Below are 16865 nucleotides of genomic sequence, written 5' to 3'. Positions count from 1 at the left end.
TGTAAGCTTTGTGATGAAATCTGCACCGGTGCCTGTGAGAAAGAGGTGCGCAAGGGTGGTCATCACCATCACCATCACCATCATGGGCACGACCATGGACACGATCACCACCATCACCCCTACCCGCATGCGGATCATCCGCTGGGGCCAAACTCCATGAGCAAGCCCGAGTGACACTTGACGATGCAACGGGCGGCGAGGGGTACGATTATGAAAAAGACCCAGCTGCCATCTACCGGCAGTCTTTTTCAATTGTGCGCAGTGAGGCAGAGCTCGACGTCCTGCCTCCTGCCTTGCAACCTGTTGCCATTCGTCTGATCCACGCCTGCGGGATGACGGACATTCCGCACGACCTGATGTGGTCTGACGAAGTAGCCGAAACCGCGCATGACGCATTGATGAGGGGCGCACCTGTGCTCTGCGATGTGGAGATGGTGGTGCATGGGATCATCCAAAGACACTTGCCTGCGAACAATCGGGTCATCTGCACCCTCAATCACGATGATGTACCGGAACTGGCTCAACGCATGGGAACCACGCGGTCTGCCGCTGCTGTTGAGCATTGGCGCGAGCATCTTGAAGGCTCGGTTGTCGCCATTGGAAACGCTCCAACGGCTCTTTTTCATTTGCTGGAAATGATCACTTCCGGAGCGCCAAAACCGGCTGCCATACTGGGGTTTTCAGTTGGATTTGTCGGCGCGGCAGAATCCAAGGATGCGCTGGCTGCCAACGCTCTTGACCTACCGTTTCTTGCCCTGAAGGGACGACGCGGCGGGTCTGCAATTGCAGCTGCGGCCGTCAATGCGCTCGCGGCCGGTTTGCCGGAGGAGCGGATATGAGTGAGCGAAAGTCGACACGCAAAGGCGCCCCCATGCGCTCGTACGGGTTTCTCTCCCATGGCGGGCCTGAAGGTGCGCCGGGCGAAGACCCAAAAGCCCATCACAAATCGCGTGGCAAACGCAAGATCGCGCCAAACTCCGACGCAAAATCCAAGGAGCTGGCGACAAAGCCCACTATTCGTCCGTTCAATCTGGAGCGCAAATCATGACCTCCGGAAAATGGTTAAGCCTGATCGGGATGGGCGAAGACGGCAGTTTACCGTCAGCGGCCCGCCATATGCTTTCAGAGGCGGAGGTAATCTACGGCGGTGCCCGCCATTTTGAGTTGGTCGGACCTGTTTCAGCTGAGCAACGCACATGGCCCAGCCCGTTTTCCGATGTTTATGACCATCTAAAGGCCTTGAGGGGGAAAAAGGTAGCGGTTCTGGCGACCGGTGATCCACAATGGTTTGGGATTGGCTCTACTCTGGCAAAGCATTTCCCGGCCTCCGAAATGGACGTCCTCCCATCCCTTTCTGCGTTTCAGCTGGCCGCAAGCCGCCTTGGCTGGGCCGTACAGGACACAGAGTGCCTTTCCCTTCACGGTCGCCCGGTGGAGACGCTGAAGCCATCCCTTTATCCCAGCGCACAAATACTGGCTCTGACCAGCAATTCTGAAACTCCCACACGTGTTGCCGACATATTGACGGATGCTGGGTTTGGCCCATCACGCATGACTGTGTTGGAGCATATGGGCGGCGCTCAGGAACGGATTGTCTCCGGTGTCGCCGAGAGCTGGCGTGAAGATGTAGCCGACTTTCATACACTGGCAATCGAGGTTCGATCGACGCCGGGGCAACGATTTTTGGCTGTCACACCGGGCCTGAGCGACGATGCCTTCCACCATGACGGCAAGATGACCAAACGCGAGATCAGGGCCGTTACCCTGTCTGCTCTTGAGCCGCATCCAGGTGCTGTGCTCTGGGATATTGGAGCTGGATGCGGTTCGGTCGGAATTGAGTGGCTGCGTGCTGCGCCACGCACCAAAGCCATTGGTCTTGAGCCACATGACGAGCGCCGTGCTATGGCCGATCTGAATGCGCTTGAGTTAGGCGTACCACAGTTTGATGTCCGCAACGCTTCTGCCCCAGATGGGCTGGATGGCCTGCCGACGCCGGATGCGATCTTCATCGGCGGCGGTTTAACGACACCGGGCATTGTCGAGATCTGTCACAAGGCCTTGAAACCCGGCGGGCGGCTTGTTGCCAATGCGGTGACGCTTGAAGGCGAAGCGGTCATACAGTCAGCCTGGACCACCTTTGGCGGCGAGTTGACACGGCTTTCGGTTCAACGTGCCAGCGCTGTCGGTGGGCTGACAGGTTGGCGCCCCCTGATGCCGGTGACACAATGGAGTTTTGTAAAGTCATGACGGGAACGCTTTTTGGCGTTGGCCTTGGTCCCGGCGATCCGGAATTGATGACCTTAAAGGCCCATCGGCTGATTTCATCCGCGAAAGTCATCGCCTATCCGGCCCCTGATTCTGGTGACAGCTTCGCGCGCTCCATCGCCGCATCCGTTATTCCAGAAACAGCCTGGGAAATCCCGATAATCGTCCCCATGCGGGTGGATCGTTTTCCGGCACAAGAGATCTATGACAAAGCTGCCGAGGAGATTGCAGCGGCGCTGGATGCCGGCGAAGATGTGATTACCCTTTGCGAGGGTGATCCTTTCTTTTATGGCTCGTTCATGTACCTGTTTGAACGGCTCTCGGGAAACTATGCCTGCGAGATTGTTCCCGGCGTTACATCATTGACAGCCTGCGCAGTGCAGCTCCAGCGTCCTCTTACCAGTCGGACCGACGTTCTGACGGTTCTCCCCGGACCGCTGGAGGATGCTGAGTTACGCCCCAGGATTGAGCAGGCACAGGCGATTGCCATCATGAAGGTTGGTCGTCACCTGCCGCGACTTAAAGCGCTTCTGAATGACATGGGCCTTCTTGACCAAGCCGGATATGTCGAACGCGCCAGCTTGCCGGAGCAAAAGGTCACCCGCCTCGCTGATGTGCCCTCAGATCGCGCCCCGTATTTTTCCATGATCCTCATCTACAAGGGAGACGAAGCGTGGACGCTTCCCCCATCCTACTCGTCCTAAATGACGCAGGACTGCCCGTTGCCCGCCGTCTGGAACAAGCTCTTCCCGGCTCGGCTATTCATGGGCTTGCTGGCCGTATTCGCGAAGCGGACACGCTGTTCAGCGAGACGCTCGATCATATTCGGCTGCTCTTTTCAGCAGGTCACCCGATCATCGGCGTTTGCGCAAGCGGCATCTTGATCCGCGCGCTTGCTCCGCTTTTGAATGATAAGCGTACCGAGCCACCGGTTCTGGCGGTCTCCGAGGATGGGCAAAGCGTTGTTCCGTTGCTGGGTGGTCACCGAGGAGCCAATGAACTGGCCCGCTCCCTTTCAAGCCTTCTGGATGGGCATGCAGCCATCACCACGGCAGGTGATAGCGCCTTTGGAGTTGCGCTCGACGCTCCGCCCAAGGGCTGGAGCCTTGCCAATCCGGAAGATGCAAAACCGGTCATGGCTGAGCTATTGTCTGGTGCATCTGTCTGGATTGAGGGTGACGCGAATTGGCTGTCATCAGCGGGCTTTCCAATCTCTGACTCGGCTGCAATCACTTTGGCCGTCACAGAAAAGCAGGATCAGGGATCGCCAACACGGCTCGTCTACCATCCCCAAACCCATGTGATCGGTGTTGGTTGTGCGCGCGGATGTGCTGCAGACGAACTGATTGGTTTGGTTGAGACCCACCTTACCACCCAAAACATCGCCAAAGGCGCGATCGCCTGCGTTACGAGCATCGACTTGAAGGCCGACGAAACGGCCATGAATGCACTTGCCGATCACCTCGGTGTGCCATTCCGGGTCTTTGATGCAAAAACTCTCGAAACCGAAGCACGGCGTCTCAAAAACCCTTCTGATGTCGTCTTTGAGGAAGTCGGTTGTCATGGCGTCAGTGAGGGCGCTGCGCTTGCCGCTGTTGGGCAAGACGGCGAGCTGGTCCTCGAAAAACAAAAGACAACGAATGCCACCTGCGCCATTGCACGCGCTTCAGACCCGATTGCCCCCCTTTCGGTTGGACGGGCGCGCGGACATCTGTCCGTGATCGGAATTGGACCGGGAGCCGATGAATGGCGAACCCCGCAGGCAACACGTCTCCTGTCCCAAGCCGAAGACGTGGTGGGCTATTCGCTCTATCTCGACATCGTCTCGAGCCACATCAAAGGCAAGACCCACCACAACTTCCCGCTTGGTGCGGAAGAAGACCGGGTTCGTTTTGCGCTGGAGGAAGCCGGCAAGGGCAAGAACGTTGCCCTGATTTCATCCGGTGATGCCGGGATCTATGCCATGGGCGCTCTGGTCTATGAATTGCTTGATCGTGATGAGGCAAATGGCGGTGTGTCTGATGCTGCACGGCGTGTCAGTGTGACCAATGCACCGGGCATTTCGGCGCTTCAAGCCGCATCCGCCCGCATCGGCGCACCGCTTGGCCATGACTTTTGTGCCATCTCCCTTTCCGACCTGCTGACGCCGTGGGAGGCGATCGAGAAGCGCCTTCATGCGGCCGCTAGCGGTGATTTCGTGGTTGCCTTTTACAATCCGGTCTCCAAACGCCGCCGGTCTCAGCTGGCGGCGGCCCGCGAAATACTGCTAAAGCACCGGCCAGCCGAAACACCCGTTGTTCTGGGCGTCAATCTGGGGCGCCCAGAGGAAACCGTCCGCGTGACGACACTGGGCGCGCTGACCGTGGATGAAGTCGACATGCTGACAACCGTGCTGGTTGGGTCCTCCAACTCAAAGGCTGTTCTGCGCGGCGATGGACGCCCGTTTGTCTACACACCGCGCGGCTATGCCAAACGAATTGATGCCCCAAAGCCGGAACTGCAAGGAGCTGCAGAATGACCGTTCATTTCATTGGCGCTGGCCCCGGTGATCCCGACCTGATTACGGTTCGCGGCCTGAAACTGATCCAATCCTGCCCTGTGTGCCTTTATGCAGGTTCGCTGGTTCCAGAACAAATTGTCGAAGCTGCTCCGGAAGGTGCGCGTGTCATTGACACGGCACCGATGACGCTGGACGAGATCATTGATGAGATCAAGCAAGCTCACGACAAGGGCCTAAACGTTGCCCGTGTACACTCCGGCGACCCGTCAATTTATGGCGCAACTGCAGAGCAAATGCGCCGATTGGAAGCCCTTGGCATCGATTATGACGTCACTCCGGGCGTGCCCGCCTTTGCTGCGGCTGCTGCAGCTCTCAAAACGGAACTCACCATCCCGGAAGTGGCGCAAACCGTTATCGTGACACGCACAGCGATGAAAAGCTCTGCAATGCCAAACAACGAGGATCTGGATACCCTCGGCAAGAGTGGTGCAACGCTGGCCATTCACTTGTCGATCCGCAACCTTCGAGAAGTAGAGCGCCAACTCAGCCCACATTACGGTGCAGATTGCCCGGTGATTGTTGCCTACCGTGTCGGCTGGCCGGACGAGGCTTTCATTCACGGGACACTTTCCTCAATAGCAGAAAAGGTACGCGCGGCGAAAATCACCCGCACGGCGCTGATTTTTGTAGGTCATGCCTTGAAGCCCGGACAGGATTTCCGAGACAGCGCCCTTTATGATGCCGATCACGTCCACGTGCTCAGACCCAAAAAGAAATTGGCCTGATTTGCGTTCCAACGTTCTGGTCGATTACGCTCTTATCCGACAAGAAATCTGGAGGAGTTGTCATGGCCGATCAGAACGACCTGTTGGAGAGCGCGATCTCTCTCGGCGGAGACAAGGAAGCCACTCGCAGCTTTTATGGCGAATGGGCCGATAAATATGAAAAAGACATGCTGGAAGGAACCGGCTATGTCGCCCCCCGGCTTGTGGCAGAAAAGCTGACAGAGCTGGTTTCCGGCACCGCAGAAATTCTGGACGCCGGATGCGGCTCGGGACTGGCCGGTCAGGCTTTGCGGGACCTTGGCAAGGATCTCTTGATCGACGGAATTGATCTGACCCCTGAAATGCTGACGGTCGCCCATGCCAAGAAAGGCGTTTACCGCGACCTCGTCGAAGCCGACATGACTGCCAGCCTCGATATGTTTGAAACGGACATGTATGACGGGGTCATCAGCGCCGGGGTATTCACGAATGGACATGTGGGACCAAGCGGTCTTGATGAACTGATCCGGATCACGAAACCGGGCGCTCCAATCGTCATTACTGTTCGTGACAGCGCTTGGGAGGCAGATGGCTTCAAGGATTATTTCGAGAAGCTGAAAGCGGATGGAAAGGTCACCATCCACTCCATCGAACACCGGCCCTATCATGTTCACGAGGGCGTTGAGTGCGAATTGTGTACAGTGATCAAGGTCTGAAGTCTGCGCATTTACGGTTGGTCTTAACGTTCGCAGATCAAATGCGCGAACGATCCCATGACCGAGCCGACCTTCAGGCCCATTTTCCCCAGTGATGCCCCTTCTGCATCGCTGGCAGCAAACAGTCGATCTGCCTTTCCCTCGCGGATGGTCGATGCATAGTGAAACTCGTGAGCCGCATAGCTCCCGGTAAACGGTGCCTCGACCAGCGCTTTCAATTGCCGGTAGCCCAAATGTCGCTTTCTGTGCGCGAATCTGGTTTCAAGCGGAAGCAGGCCGAGCATTTCGTAGCCGACACCATCCTTGTTGATCAGGATTTCGCCAAGGGTCATGAAGCCGCCGCACTCGCCGTAGATCAGCTTGCCTGAGGATGCAGCGTTACTCATACCAACCTTGAAGTTGGCTGCCGCAGACAATCTTTCAGCGTGTAGCTCCGGATACCCACCGGGCAAATAGATCGCCTGTGCGGAGGGCGACGGCGCTTCATCAGCAAGTGGTGAGAAGAAACTGACTTCAGTTCCGGCCGCCTGCCAACCACTCACCATATGTGGGTAGCAAAAGGCAAAGGCGACATCACGCGCGACCGCGATGTGCTGTGAAAACGGCTTGATAAGAGGCTTGGGATCATCACTTGTTTGACCTAAAGGCTGACACAGATTTGCCAGCAGTCCGAGATCGATATGTTGTTCGGCGACCTCCGCTGCATTTCCGAGGAAGCCCTCCAAGCCCTCATGTTCTTCTGCCTGCACAAGTCCCAGGTGGCGCTCTGGTAGAGCAAGCTCAGCAGCTCTTGGAATTGCGCCCAAAACGGGAAGTCCCAATGGCTCAAGGGCGGAGCGAAGTATTGCTTTATGTCGTGCACTGCCCACCTTGTTCAGCACAATACCGCAAACTTGGACATCGGAGCGAAAGGAGGCGAACCCGTTGACAAGAGCCGCCACCGATTGTGCCTGTTTGGCGCAATCAATTACCAGCAAGACGGGTACGCCGAGACTTGTGGCAAGATCAGCGGCGGATCCCTGTCCATTGGCTGCACCGTCAAACAGGCCCATCGCCGCTTCAATGATAAAGAGATCATGTCCTTCAGCCTGACCACGCGCCAGTGCCCGAAGACCGAGTTCAGGCATCGCCCATGCATCGAGGTTAACGCAGGGCGCACCACTCGCTGCCTCGTGAAACTTTGGGTCGATATAGTCCGGTCCGGATTTGGCAGACACAACTGAATGGCCGGCGTTCCGCAATGCCCGCAGTACGGCAAGGGTGAGCGTCGTTTTTCCGCTTCCCGAAGACGGGGCTGCAATCAAGATGCCTTTTGCTTGGCCCAAAGTCATGCCTGACTGGCAGACACTCCAGCGCCCCCCTCGATCCCGAGTGGATCAGAAATCAGCTCGCGGCCATTTAACGCTCCAAGCCAATCCAATCCGGCGCGTAAACGAACCACTTCGCCAACACACACGATGGCGGGAGGTTCAAGATCGGAATTGCGGGCATCTTCCGCGCAGCTTCCCAATGTTGTCTCTAGTACCTTTTGGGTTGGCAACGAGCCATTGCAGACAATGCCCACCGGTTCATCGACGGATCGTCCACCCGCAATCAGCTTGGTAGCAATCGTCTCCAAATGCTTCATCGCCATGTACATGACGATGACCGGAGACCCTTTTGCAATCCCGTCCCAATTAACAGCATCAGGTGTGAGGCCCGTTTGATCGTGACCGGTCAGAAAAGTCACTGCCTGATTACAGTCGCGATGCGTGGCTGGAATGCCCGCATAGGCAAGGCCTCCAATCCCGGCTGTCACACCCGGAATAACTCGGAACGGCACTCGGGCATCGACAAGGCCCAGCGCCTCTTCACCACCGCGTCCGAAGACGAACGGATCGCCGCCCTTCAAACGCAGAACCCGCTTGCCGCTGCGCGCATAGTCAATCAGCTTCAACGTGATGTCGCGTTGCTTCGGGCTGGGTTTTCCGCCCCGCTTGCCAGCATAATCGACAAGTGCGCCCGGCTTGACCCATTGAAGGATCGAGGTATCGACCAAGGCATCATAAACAACGACATCGGCCTGACGCAGGCCATTGAGTGTATGCAGCGTCAACAGGCCCGGATCTCCAGGGCCTGCACCAGCCAGCCACACCCATCCCGCCTCAAACACGGGCAGGGCGTCACATGCGCCAAGAATGTCAGAACTGTTGCTCATACCTTCTTGTAATCATTAAACCTCCGTTGGAAAAGAGCAATTAAGACCCGCAAATGTCACACATCCGACATTGCCGAATTGAACAAGGGCAAGCGGAGAAAACTGCGCTATAACCACCCCATGAAGACCAAGACACCGAACGAGCTCAGACGGGGCTGGACGACAGGCGCTTGCGCGACCGCTGCAACAAAAGCGGCAGTGTCAGCACTTGTGAGCGGATCGTTTCCAGACCCGGTCAACATCACCCTTCCAAAAGGCGGAACAACCGATTTTGCGCTCGCCAGTCACGAGATCACAGAATATGGCGCCCGAGCCGCAATCATAAAAGATGCCGGTGACGACCCGGACGTCACCCATGGTGCTTTGGTTTCATCAACCGTCAGACCTTTGGCGTCTGGCGAAGGGATCGTATTCAAGGCCGGTCCCGGCGTTGGAACTGTGACGCGTCTCGGCTTGCCGATCCCTCCCGGAGAACCAGCCATCAACCCGGTCCCGCGGCAAATGATCCAAACCGCGATACAGGAGGTCTGTGCTCCCTTGGGTGCGGCTCCCGATTGGGAAGTCGAGATTTCCATTGAGGGCGGTGAAGCCCTTGCGGAGAAAACGCTGAACCCCCGTCTCGGGATCGTTGGCGGCCTATCGGTTTTGGGAACAACCGGGGTCGTGCGACCGTTTTCCTGCGCTGCGTGGATTGCATCCATTCATCGCGGAATTGATGTTGCCCGTGCGACCAACATTCAACATGTCATTGGCGCCACTGGTTCCACTTCAGAAGACGCCGTGCGCGAGCGCTATCAATTGCCAGAGGCTGCCTATCTCGACATGGGCGACTTTGCCGGAGGACTCTTAAAATATCTCAGAGCTCATCCGGTTCCAAAGCTCACTATGGCAGGTGGATTTGCCAAATTCACAAAGCTTGCCCAAGGTGCGCTTGATTTACATTCCGCGCGCAGTCAGGTGGACTTTATGTTTCTGGAAGACCTTCTCAGTGAGGCAGGTGCACCGGCCGGCCTTGTAACCCTTCCCAAACAAGCCAACACGGCAAAGGAAGTTCTGGATGCGGCACGTTCGCATGATGTGGATCTTGCCACACCGCTCGCCTTTCGGACCCAATCCGCAGTCAGATCCATCCTTCGCGATGCGCCAATTTCAGTTGAGGTCATGATCATTGACCGCTCCGGGAACGTGCTGGGAGAGACCGGCTTTGAACCCTGACAAGATTGATATCTTGCTCCTCGGCGGCACATTTGAAGCTCGTCGCTTGGCAGCAGCGCTGAACGCTCAGTTTCCGGATCTCACAATTGTGGCCTCTTATGCCGGAAGCGTTCAGGACCTTCCCGATTTACCGGTTCCCATGCGAATTGGGGGCTTTGGCGGTGTTGATGGTCTTACAAGCTATCTTGAGACCCATGATGTTCGGCTCGTGATTGACTCTACGCATCCGTTTGCTTCGCAAATGAGTCATCATGCAGCCGCGGCTGCATATTTAACATCCCGTCCACTCATAAGACTTGAGCGCCCTGAGTGGCAGCCTCAAGAGGGTGATGATTGGCAAAACGCGCCCGATATGCAGGCAGCGTTGGACGGATTGCACAGTGGGAGCCGGGTGTTTCTCGCAGTCGGGCGAAAGGAAATCGAACGGTTTGTTCATAGACAAGACGTCTTCGCGCTGACGCGCATGATCGAGCCGCCCGCCGTCCCATTACCCGACCATTGGCATCTGGAACTGGCGCGACCGTCACAAACCGTTCAGGACGAAATCGAGCTGATGCAGCGCCACGACATATCTACCCTTGTCTGCAAGAACAGCGGCGGCACGCGATCATTCGCCAAACTGGAGGCCGCCCGAGCCTTGAACCTTCCGGTTATCATGGTTCAACGACCTGAACTCCCGAAAGCAGACACCTATGGGACCACTGATCTGATCGTTTCAGAAACGGCGCACCGCTTAGGGCGGGCGCCGAGATAACGGCAGACACTAAAGTGACTCTGGCGCTGCTTTTCCCCGACGCCCAAGGCGCAACTTGAAAATTGCAAAAAGAAACCGCGGTATCCCGATGATATAGCGTCTGAACAAGCGTCTTGGTTCCAACGTAAGACGGAACAGCCACTCGAGACCTATCACCTGCAAAACCCTTGGGGCTCTCGCAACACTGCCGGACATAAAATCAAACAATGCGCCCACGCCGATCGCAACCGGCACATCCAAACTATCCTGATGTTCCATGATGAAGCGTTCCTGCCGCGGGTTGCCCATGGCGACCAGCAACAAGTCCGGCTTTGCCTCCGAGATTTCACGGCAAATGGCTGGCACCTCACCTGCTTCAAAATAACCTGATCTTTGCCCAACAATTATGTGGTCTGGATAGCGCTCACGGATTGTAGCAGCAGCTCCAACCAATTGCGCGTCATGCGCACCAAATAAATAGATGCGCAATGGCACGCCGATTGTTTTAAGCATGTAAGGAACAAAATCTGTTCCATTTAAATTGTCTGGAAAGCTCTGTCCGTTCAGAAAATTATTAGCAATATTGACGCCAATCCCATCATTCAAAAGTGTCATAGACTGTAAGAGGTGCGCATATTCAGCGTCGTCAAACGCCGTTAGAAGCGTATGCGCGTTGCAGATCGCAATGTTCAATTTTCGTCGTTGGTCGACCGCGGAACGAACATGGGAAACTGCCCTATCCAAGTGCATTGACAGAAGACGGAAAGGTCCAATAGCCCCCGTTTCCGGTTGCTTTTGACAATTCACGTTCTTTTCATTTTCTAGTGTACTTGTGCTGGACAAGTTCTTACCCGAAATGGACGGTTTGCATAGGACTTCCCTATAATTCATATCCTCGTGAAAAATCCCGTTACCACCACCCGCCAAATTCCCTAGTGGTTAACCACACCTTTAGACATTCCACGACACGCGAAATACATTGCAAAGACTAACTAGGCTGTTGATCTTTCTGCGTGAACGCTTACCAGTTATGTTTGTAACTTTTCATTGCTCATGCTATTTATTGCAATCATAAGGCGGTATATTTGTAAACTGTTAATCATGATTGTTCATAGATGATTGTTGGACACCTTCGAACTGGTCACGCATTTGGGAATCCGATGAACCCCGACCTGTGAACACCTCTTCCAAGGGCTGGACTTTGTAGTTTGATGGAAGCGAATGGTCGATATTTCAGACATTCCGGGAATATTGCGGCGAAACGTGATCTGGCTCCTGTTGGGACCGCTCATCACGGTGCCTCTTGCATTGGCTTTCCTCGCCTTGAAAACGCCCTCCTACCGCACAGGGGTGGAAGTCCTGATCGAGCCGCAAGGTGGGATTCAGGTGCTTGCCAATTCACCCGGCTCAGGGTTAAGCAGCCTCGAATTTCAAAACGTGGAATTGGAAAGCCAGTCTTTCATTGTTCTGTCTGCTCAGGTTGCTGTTGCTGCCATGGCCGTAATCGGTCGCCTTACCCCGCTTGCCGTTGCAGTCGTTTTGGCACTTTCCGGTGCAATCGGACCAATTGTAGGCCAAAACTTTGGCGCAGGCAGAATGGACCGTGTTCGACAGACATTTATTAATGGCCTCGTTTTTGTCGGGCTCTACGTCCTTTTCGTTTCCGCAGTTCTGTATCTTCTGCGCACCCCTATCGCGAATATGTTCGGTGCGACCGGTGAAATGGCTGCACTTTTATTCCTCTTCTGCGGTCCTCTGGCGCTCCTGCAGTTTTTCAATGGAGCCATTTTCGTCTGCAATGCCAGCTTCAACAATTTGGGAAAACCGATCTATTCTACGTTGCTGAACTGGTCCCGGCACACGATTGGAACCTGGCCATTTGCGCTATTGGGAGCAGCTTTTTTCGGGGCCTCTGGCGTATTGATAGGGCAAGCCGTAGGTGGGGTGCTTTTTGCTATTGCCGGGATTTTTGCCACGAGAAGACTTATGGTGCATCTGACACCTGAGCCGGTGAATGACCCTTTCTTCGAAGAGAAAAGACTGCATCAGGTGACGAGCCAAAGGATCTGGTAACCTTCACAACCTATGATTGGATTAAATTACCCCTCGCAATATTTGATGAGGGAGCCAGTCCCGTTCCGGTGGTTGGGAAAATCACTATTCAAAAATCTGGTGCTTCTATTGCGTATTCAATCAGGCCAATTCTCGTGTGCTGTCGCGCTGTTTCTGTCTCTTTTTCTTCCCGCATTTGGAATTGCGGCGAACGCCCATGCTGCAACCTGTCTTCGTGGCATCAATATCGCCGGTGCTGAGTTTGGGTCTTTGCCCGGCGTATATGGTCAGCAGTTCATCTATCCGACGGACAAAACGCTGGATCATTTTGCAGCGCTTGGTGTCAACACGGTCAGATTTCCTTTCAGGTGGGAACGCCTGCAAAATTCATTGCATGGCCCCTTCAACAAGGCTGAACTTGGTCGCCTTATAGATGTGGTAGACCGGATGACAAAACGGGGCATGACCGTTGTCCTGAGCCCCCATAACTTCGCTGAATATGGATTACACAAAATTGGCAGTGGCGACGTTACCGTCGCTGCTTTTGCAGACTTTTGGGCTCAACTAGCACCGTTTTTCGCCAATAAAGACAATGTTATCTACCTCTTGATGAATGAGCCTGTTGAGATAACTGCAGCAGATTGGCTAGAAGCAACCAATGCAGCGATTTCGGCCATACGAGAGGCTGGCGCAAACAACTTGATCATGGTTCCAGGTACGCTTTGGACGGGAGCCATCCATTGGTTCGACCAGCAGGATGGTGGCTCAAACGCCCAGGTCATGAAAAACGTTATAGATCCGCTGCAGAATTACACGTTCGATATTCACCAGTATCTTGACGAGAATTTTTCCGGCACGAATTTGACCTGTCCCAGGGTGAATGACGCGCTGAACGCATTACGCGGAGTGGAAAAGTGGTTTCGCGACAATGGCTATACAGGCTTTCTTGGTGAGTTCGGCGGCACGAAGTCTTCCGACTGTTTGCAGGGCTTGGCTGAAGTTGTTCTCTATTTGAATCGCAACAATGATGTATGGCTTGGGTGGACCGCTTGGGCCGCCGGAGAGTGGTGGGGGGATTACTATCTCTCGTTGCAACCGACTGAAGCTGGAGACCAGCCACAAACAAAGCTTCTATCAGCCTATTGGCAACCTTTTGACCAGCGCCAGATCAACTGCACTCCACTTGAACAGCCTGTCGCAAAATGACAAGCAGACCAGCGAAGCAGATTAAAGTTGCCCTCGTGTGCGGCACCCGGACACCTGGCAAATGCGGTGTGGGCGACTACAGCAACTGTCTGGCGGATGCTCTGCGAGCTGAGGGTGTCAGTGTCGAGCAGATAGAGATGAAAAACTGGTCGCTTCTGCAAGCCTCACAGTACAAGTCCCTATTGGCTGATAGTGCAGCGGACCTTGTTCACGTTCAGTATCCAAGCCTTGGCTACAAGAGATCCATTCTGCCAGCAGTAACAGGGCATCTTGGTCTTAAAATTCCAACACTCGTCACCCTTCATGAGTTCCAAGTTTATCGAGCCTACTGGCGATTTATCTTTGCGCCGATTGCCACAGGCACAAGCGCAAGAGTGTTCACCAGATCAGATGAACTTGATCGATTTGCCAAAACCTATCCGGCACGCAAAGGGCAAGACGTCGTCATTCCCATTGGAAGCAACATACCAAAGGCGGAAGACATCACACGCAAATCGGCAACAGTCGCATTCTTCGGCCTGTTTTGGCCGGGCAAGGGGCTGGAGCAGTTCTTGGAGTTCGCCATTCTTGCGAAAAGCCGAGGTATTGACCCTTCAAGTATCTCCGTAATCGGAGCACCCGTTCAGGGGAAAGACCGCTTCCACGCGCAAATTCGCGAAAAATCCCGAGACATTGGTTTCAACCTCTATGAGAGTCGTTCGCCTGATGAGGTCGCAAGGCTGCTAGCTGAACACGAATTTGCTTACCTGCCCTTCCCAACCGGGGCCGATGAACGGCGCGGAAGCATGGCCGCTGTTTTGGTCAATGGATGTAAACTGTTGACCACATTTGGCAACGCAACACCCCAATGGATCAAGACCATCGCGCAAGAGGTCAGTTCCCCTGCAGATGCACTGCGTGTTGTGACCCAGCCCGAGGTGTTTAAAGAGGGTGACATCTCGTATCCGAAAAACTTCGCCGACGTTCAAGCCAGATACGACTGGCGAGTAATCGCTCGACGACATATTGAGCTCTATGAAACGCTTGGTAGAGCCTGAAAACTCAGGTCAAGGTGGCGATGGGCTCTTTCCATCCGGTCAACATGGCTCTCTGGAAGCCCGAAAGCCGACTGGCTAACGCTGCTTTGCGCTGAGGGAAATAACCCACATCAATTCTCGGCAGCAGATGCGGCAGTTTTAGATGCTCAGCAAACACGTGACCGGGCCTTGTTGTGAAGGCTGCTTTGAAACCAGCCTCTTTGGCAAGATTTGCTTCCCGCTCGCCGCAAGCCCCCTCGGTTCCATACGGGTATGCTAAAAATTCAACCCTCTGGCCAATGAGATTTTCGAGAAACTCCTTATTGTCTTTAAATTCGCGCATGACTTCATCATCGCTCAATTGAGACATAAATCGATGGGTGGTCGTGTGGGCACCAATCGTGACCAAGGGGTGCGCCGCAAACTGCTTTAAAGTGGCGTCGTCCATAGCGTAGCTATCAATTAAAGACGCTTTGTTCATCCCGTAGGGCGCCAAAGCTGCAGTCAGTTCGTTCACTCGGCCTTGGTCGGTGCCGACCCAAGCGGTAACCTTTCTTAAGGCTGCCGCTTTGCTTGCTGTGTCAGCACACACAAACACGCGATCCATTGGCGGAAAAGCAAAGGTTTCGTGATGCTTTAGAACTGCCCGAAGCTCAAGCCACCAGACATCCAATTGGCGATTTATCATGCCTGTGGGAACAAAAAGAGTGGTTGGCGCTGCAAACTCTTCCAATATGGGCAGCGCAATTTCCAGGTTATCACGATAAGCGTCGTCAAGAGTCAGGAGCGCAAACGGTTTCGGGTTCTGTTGTCCAAGCTGCGCCAGCCCTTCTTCAATTGTTACAACATCCCGGCCATCGCTTTTGATTGCTCTCAATATCTCGCGCAATTGCTCAGGCGGGCACCCAGTTAACAACTCGCTTTCGACATCCGTCTGAATTTCGTGAAACATCAAAGCTATTCCCGGACCACGAAACCGGGAACTTAACAAGTTCATAAGCCCAAGTCTGAAGGCTCCCGTTTCAATGCCTTTTTCAATCTTAGGCTTTGCATACCCCGTCAAAGCCACTGGCAGATCTGAAAGCGGCGTTTCATTCAGTTCTCTAAAAACCCGACGCATATTTTGAAAAAAAAGAGGCATGCCCACTCCAAAAAGACAGCTACCAGAAATTGCGTCAACTTAGCGAGGTTATAAACCCGATGATCGTTTTTAGTATTTCATCAACGCCCTAATGAGCCTTTGAATGCCCATACCTGAAGTTTCGGTAATCATCCCCTGCTATAACACCAAAGCATGTGTAAACCACGCGATTGACAGTGCGCTAGGACAACACAACCACTCTGTTGAAGTTCTCGTGGTGGATGATGGATCAACAGACGGCACTGCGGAATTTGTTTCAAAAACCTACGAGACCGACACCAGGGTCACGCTTATACATTTCGAAAAAAACCAAGGGCCCTCGGCAGCCAGAAACGCAGCATTGGATAAAGCGAAAGGCACTTGGGTTGGCCTATTGGATTCTGATGACCTTTGGCATCCGAAACGCCTCGAGGTTTTGCTGGCCCAAGCACCTGATTTCGACTTTATCGCGGACAATATCATGGGGTTTGATGCCGTCGCTGGAAAGCAAACAGGTCCGATATATGACGAGCGGCAAACCGGTGCGTTGACCTTTCTCGATTTCTTGCATCAAGGCCGTGAAGACCAACATGATCTCGGATATCTTCAGCCGCTCATGCGTCGGTCTTTTCTCGAGACTCATGAATTTCGCTATAACGAAGATGTGCGAGTGGGTGAGGATCTTCTCCTGAACCTGCAAATTCTCTTAGCTGGTGGACGGGCCCTGTTCATAGATGAGCCGCTTTACATCTATGCGCTACCGGTTGGGCCATTGAGTAAAGTTGCCTCCCCCTATTCCCGCAGCACAACAGATACGACGATGCTCCGACACCATTTACAGGAACTTCGGTCCGAGCATCTGCACAAGTTCACAGTGCAAGAGCTTGAAGCGCTGGACAAACGACTAGAGGATATGGCGCTTATGGCACCTATTGCGGCATTTCATAGGGCCCGCGCCAAGGGAGACCTTGTCACAATGCTTCGGCTTGCCTTGACCCGCGGAACCGTTCGTCGCCGTATCCTGCAGACTTTGCTAGGTCGGATGTGATAGCAAAGATCGCAAGCTAGATTTCGCCTCCCA

At 54.4% G+C, this 16865-nt stretch carries 17 protein-coding genes; 13 read left to right on the top strand and 4 right to left on the bottom strand.

Annotated features, from left to right (window positions below; genetic code table 11):
* Positions 1-170: 170 nt before the first annotated feature.
* From TRICHSKD4_RS07250 to TRICHSKD4_RS07220, 7 genes are all read left to right on the top strand, one after another.
* Positions 171-839: a precorrin-8X methylmutase gene (locus TRICHSKD4_RS07250; RefSeq protein ID WP_009466840.1), complete on the top strand. Its 669-nt coding sequence runs from the start codon at positions 171-173 to the stop codon at positions 837-839.
* Positions 836-1048, top strand: a complete 213-nt coding sequence (locus tag TRICHSKD4_RS07245) for a hypothetical protein (RefSeq protein WP_009466839.1) — start codon at positions 836-838, stop codon at positions 1046-1048. Before TRICHSKD4_RS07250 ends, TRICHSKD4_RS07245 begins: the two co-directional genes overlap by 4 nt.
* Positions 1045-2247 carry a bifunctional cobalt-precorrin-7 (C(5))-methyltransferase/cobalt-precorrin-6B (C(15))-methyltransferase gene (locus TRICHSKD4_RS07240; RefSeq protein WP_009466838.1) on the top strand — a complete coding sequence of 401 codons (1203 nt, stop codon included), beginning with the start codon at positions 1045-1047 and terminating at the stop codon, positions 2245-2247. The genes TRICHSKD4_RS07245 and TRICHSKD4_RS07240 overlap by 4 nt, the downstream gene beginning before the upstream one ends.
* On the top strand, positions 2244-2969 hold the full coding sequence (gene cobI / locus TRICHSKD4_RS07235) for a precorrin-2 C(20)-methyltransferase (RefSeq protein WP_009466837.1): 726 nt from the start codon (positions 2244-2246) through the stop codon (positions 2967-2969). Before TRICHSKD4_RS07240 ends, cobI begins: the two co-directional genes overlap by 4 nt.
* Positions 2939-4783: a precorrin-3B C(17)-methyltransferase gene (gene cobJ, locus TRICHSKD4_RS07230; protein ID WP_009466836.1), complete on the top strand. Its 1845-nt coding sequence runs from the start codon at positions 2939-2941 to the stop codon at positions 4781-4783. Before cobI ends, cobJ begins: the two co-directional genes overlap by 31 nt.
* On the top strand, positions 4780-5550 hold the full coding sequence (cobM, locus tag TRICHSKD4_RS07225) for a precorrin-4 C(11)-methyltransferase (RefSeq protein WP_009466835.1): 771 nt from the start codon (positions 4780-4782) through the stop codon (positions 5548-5550). Before cobJ ends, cobM begins: the two co-directional genes overlap by 4 nt.
* A 62-nt stretch (positions 5551-5612) precedes the next feature.
* A complete protein-coding gene (locus TRICHSKD4_RS07220) occupies positions 5613-6245 on the top strand; it encodes a class I SAM-dependent methyltransferase (RefSeq protein ID WP_009466834.1) in 633 nt (210 codons plus the stop codon).
* A gap of 23 nt (positions 6246-6268) precedes the next feature.
* On the opposite strand, the gene TRICHSKD4_RS07215 is transcribed toward TRICHSKD4_RS07220, so the two are convergent.
* Both TRICHSKD4_RS07215 and cobA read right to left on the bottom strand, forming a co-directional pair.
* Positions 6269-7576: a cobyrinate a,c-diamide synthase gene (locus TRICHSKD4_RS07215; RefSeq protein ID WP_009466833.1), complete on the bottom strand. Its 1308-nt coding sequence runs from the start codon at positions 7574-7576 to the stop codon at positions 6269-6271.
* Positions 7573-8442, bottom strand: coding sequence for a uroporphyrinogen-III C-methyltransferase (gene cobA, locus TRICHSKD4_RS07210; protein ID WP_009466832.1), 870 nt, complete (start codon positions 8440-8442; stop codon positions 7573-7575). Before cobA ends, TRICHSKD4_RS07215 begins: the two co-directional genes overlap by 4 nt.
* A 120-nt stretch (positions 8443-8562) precedes the next feature.
* On the opposite strand from cobA, the gene TRICHSKD4_RS07205 reads away from it, so the two are divergent.
* On the top strand, positions 8563-9657 hold the full coding sequence (locus TRICHSKD4_RS07205; protein ID WP_040616479.1) for a cobalt-precorrin-5B (C(1))-methyltransferase: 1095 nt from the start codon (positions 8563-8565) through the stop codon (positions 9655-9657).
* The gene (locus tag TRICHSKD4_RS07200) at positions 9647-10411 is read left to right on the top strand and encodes a cobalt-precorrin-6A reductase (RefSeq protein ID WP_009466830.1); all 765 of its coding nucleotides are present in this window, start codon (positions 9647-9649) and stop codon (positions 10409-10411) included. Before TRICHSKD4_RS07205 ends, TRICHSKD4_RS07200 begins: the two co-directional genes overlap by 11 nt.
* A gap of 9 nt (positions 10412-10420) precedes the next feature.
* Here TRICHSKD4_RS07200 and TRICHSKD4_RS07195 read toward each other — a convergent pair whose 3' ends face one another.
* Positions 10421-11083, bottom strand: coding sequence for a WecB/TagA/CpsF family glycosyltransferase (locus TRICHSKD4_RS07195; protein ID WP_208993023.1), 663 nt, complete (start codon positions 11081-11083; stop codon positions 10421-10423).
* A gap of 528 nt (positions 11084-11611) precedes the next feature.
* Here TRICHSKD4_RS07195 and TRICHSKD4_RS07190 point away from each other — a divergent pair.
* The 3 genes from TRICHSKD4_RS07190 to TRICHSKD4_RS07180 are packed head-to-tail and all read left to right on the top strand — an operon-like array spanning position 11612 to position 14685.
* On the top strand, positions 11612-12463 hold the full coding sequence (locus TRICHSKD4_RS07190; protein WP_009466828.1) for an MATE family efflux transporter: 852 nt from the start codon (positions 11612-11614) through the stop codon (positions 12461-12463).
* A 12-nt stretch (positions 12464-12475) separates the two neighbouring features.
* Positions 12476-13648, top strand: a complete 1173-nt coding sequence (locus tag TRICHSKD4_RS07185; RefSeq protein WP_139052000.1) for a glycoside hydrolase family 5 protein — start codon at positions 12476-12478, stop codon at positions 13646-13648.
* Complete coding sequence (locus tag TRICHSKD4_RS07180; protein ID WP_009466826.1) at positions 13645-14685, top strand: glycosyl transferase group 1 family; 1041 nt, start codon at positions 13645-13647, stop codon at positions 14683-14685. Before TRICHSKD4_RS07185 ends, TRICHSKD4_RS07180 begins: the two co-directional genes overlap by 4 nt.
* Before the next feature lie 4 nt (positions 14686-14689).
* Here the strand turns inward: TRICHSKD4_RS07180 and TRICHSKD4_RS07175 are convergent, their stop codons facing one another.
* Positions 14690-15805 (bottom strand): polysaccharide deacetylase family protein, encoded by a 1116-nt coding sequence (locus TRICHSKD4_RS07175; RefSeq protein ID WP_009466825.1) that lies wholly within the window; start codon positions 15803-15805, stop codon positions 14690-14692.
* 103 nt (positions 15806-15908) lie between these two features.
* On the opposite strand from TRICHSKD4_RS07175, the gene TRICHSKD4_RS07170 reads away from it, so the two are divergent.
* The gene (locus TRICHSKD4_RS07170; protein WP_009466824.1) at positions 15909-16832 is read left to right on the top strand and encodes a glycosyltransferase family 2 protein; all 924 of its coding nucleotides are present in this window, start codon (positions 15909-15911) and stop codon (positions 16830-16832) included.
* The last annotated feature ends 33 nt before the right edge of the window (positions 16833-16865 follow it).

It is taken from the genome of Roseibium sp. TrichSKD4 (assembly GCF_000148725.1).
Classification (GTDB): domain Bacteria; phylum Pseudomonadota; class Alphaproteobacteria; order Rhizobiales; family Stappiaceae; genus Roseibium.
The sequence above is the reverse complement of the archived record's forward strand: the minus strand, read 5'-3'. Positions and strand labels throughout refer to the sequence as shown.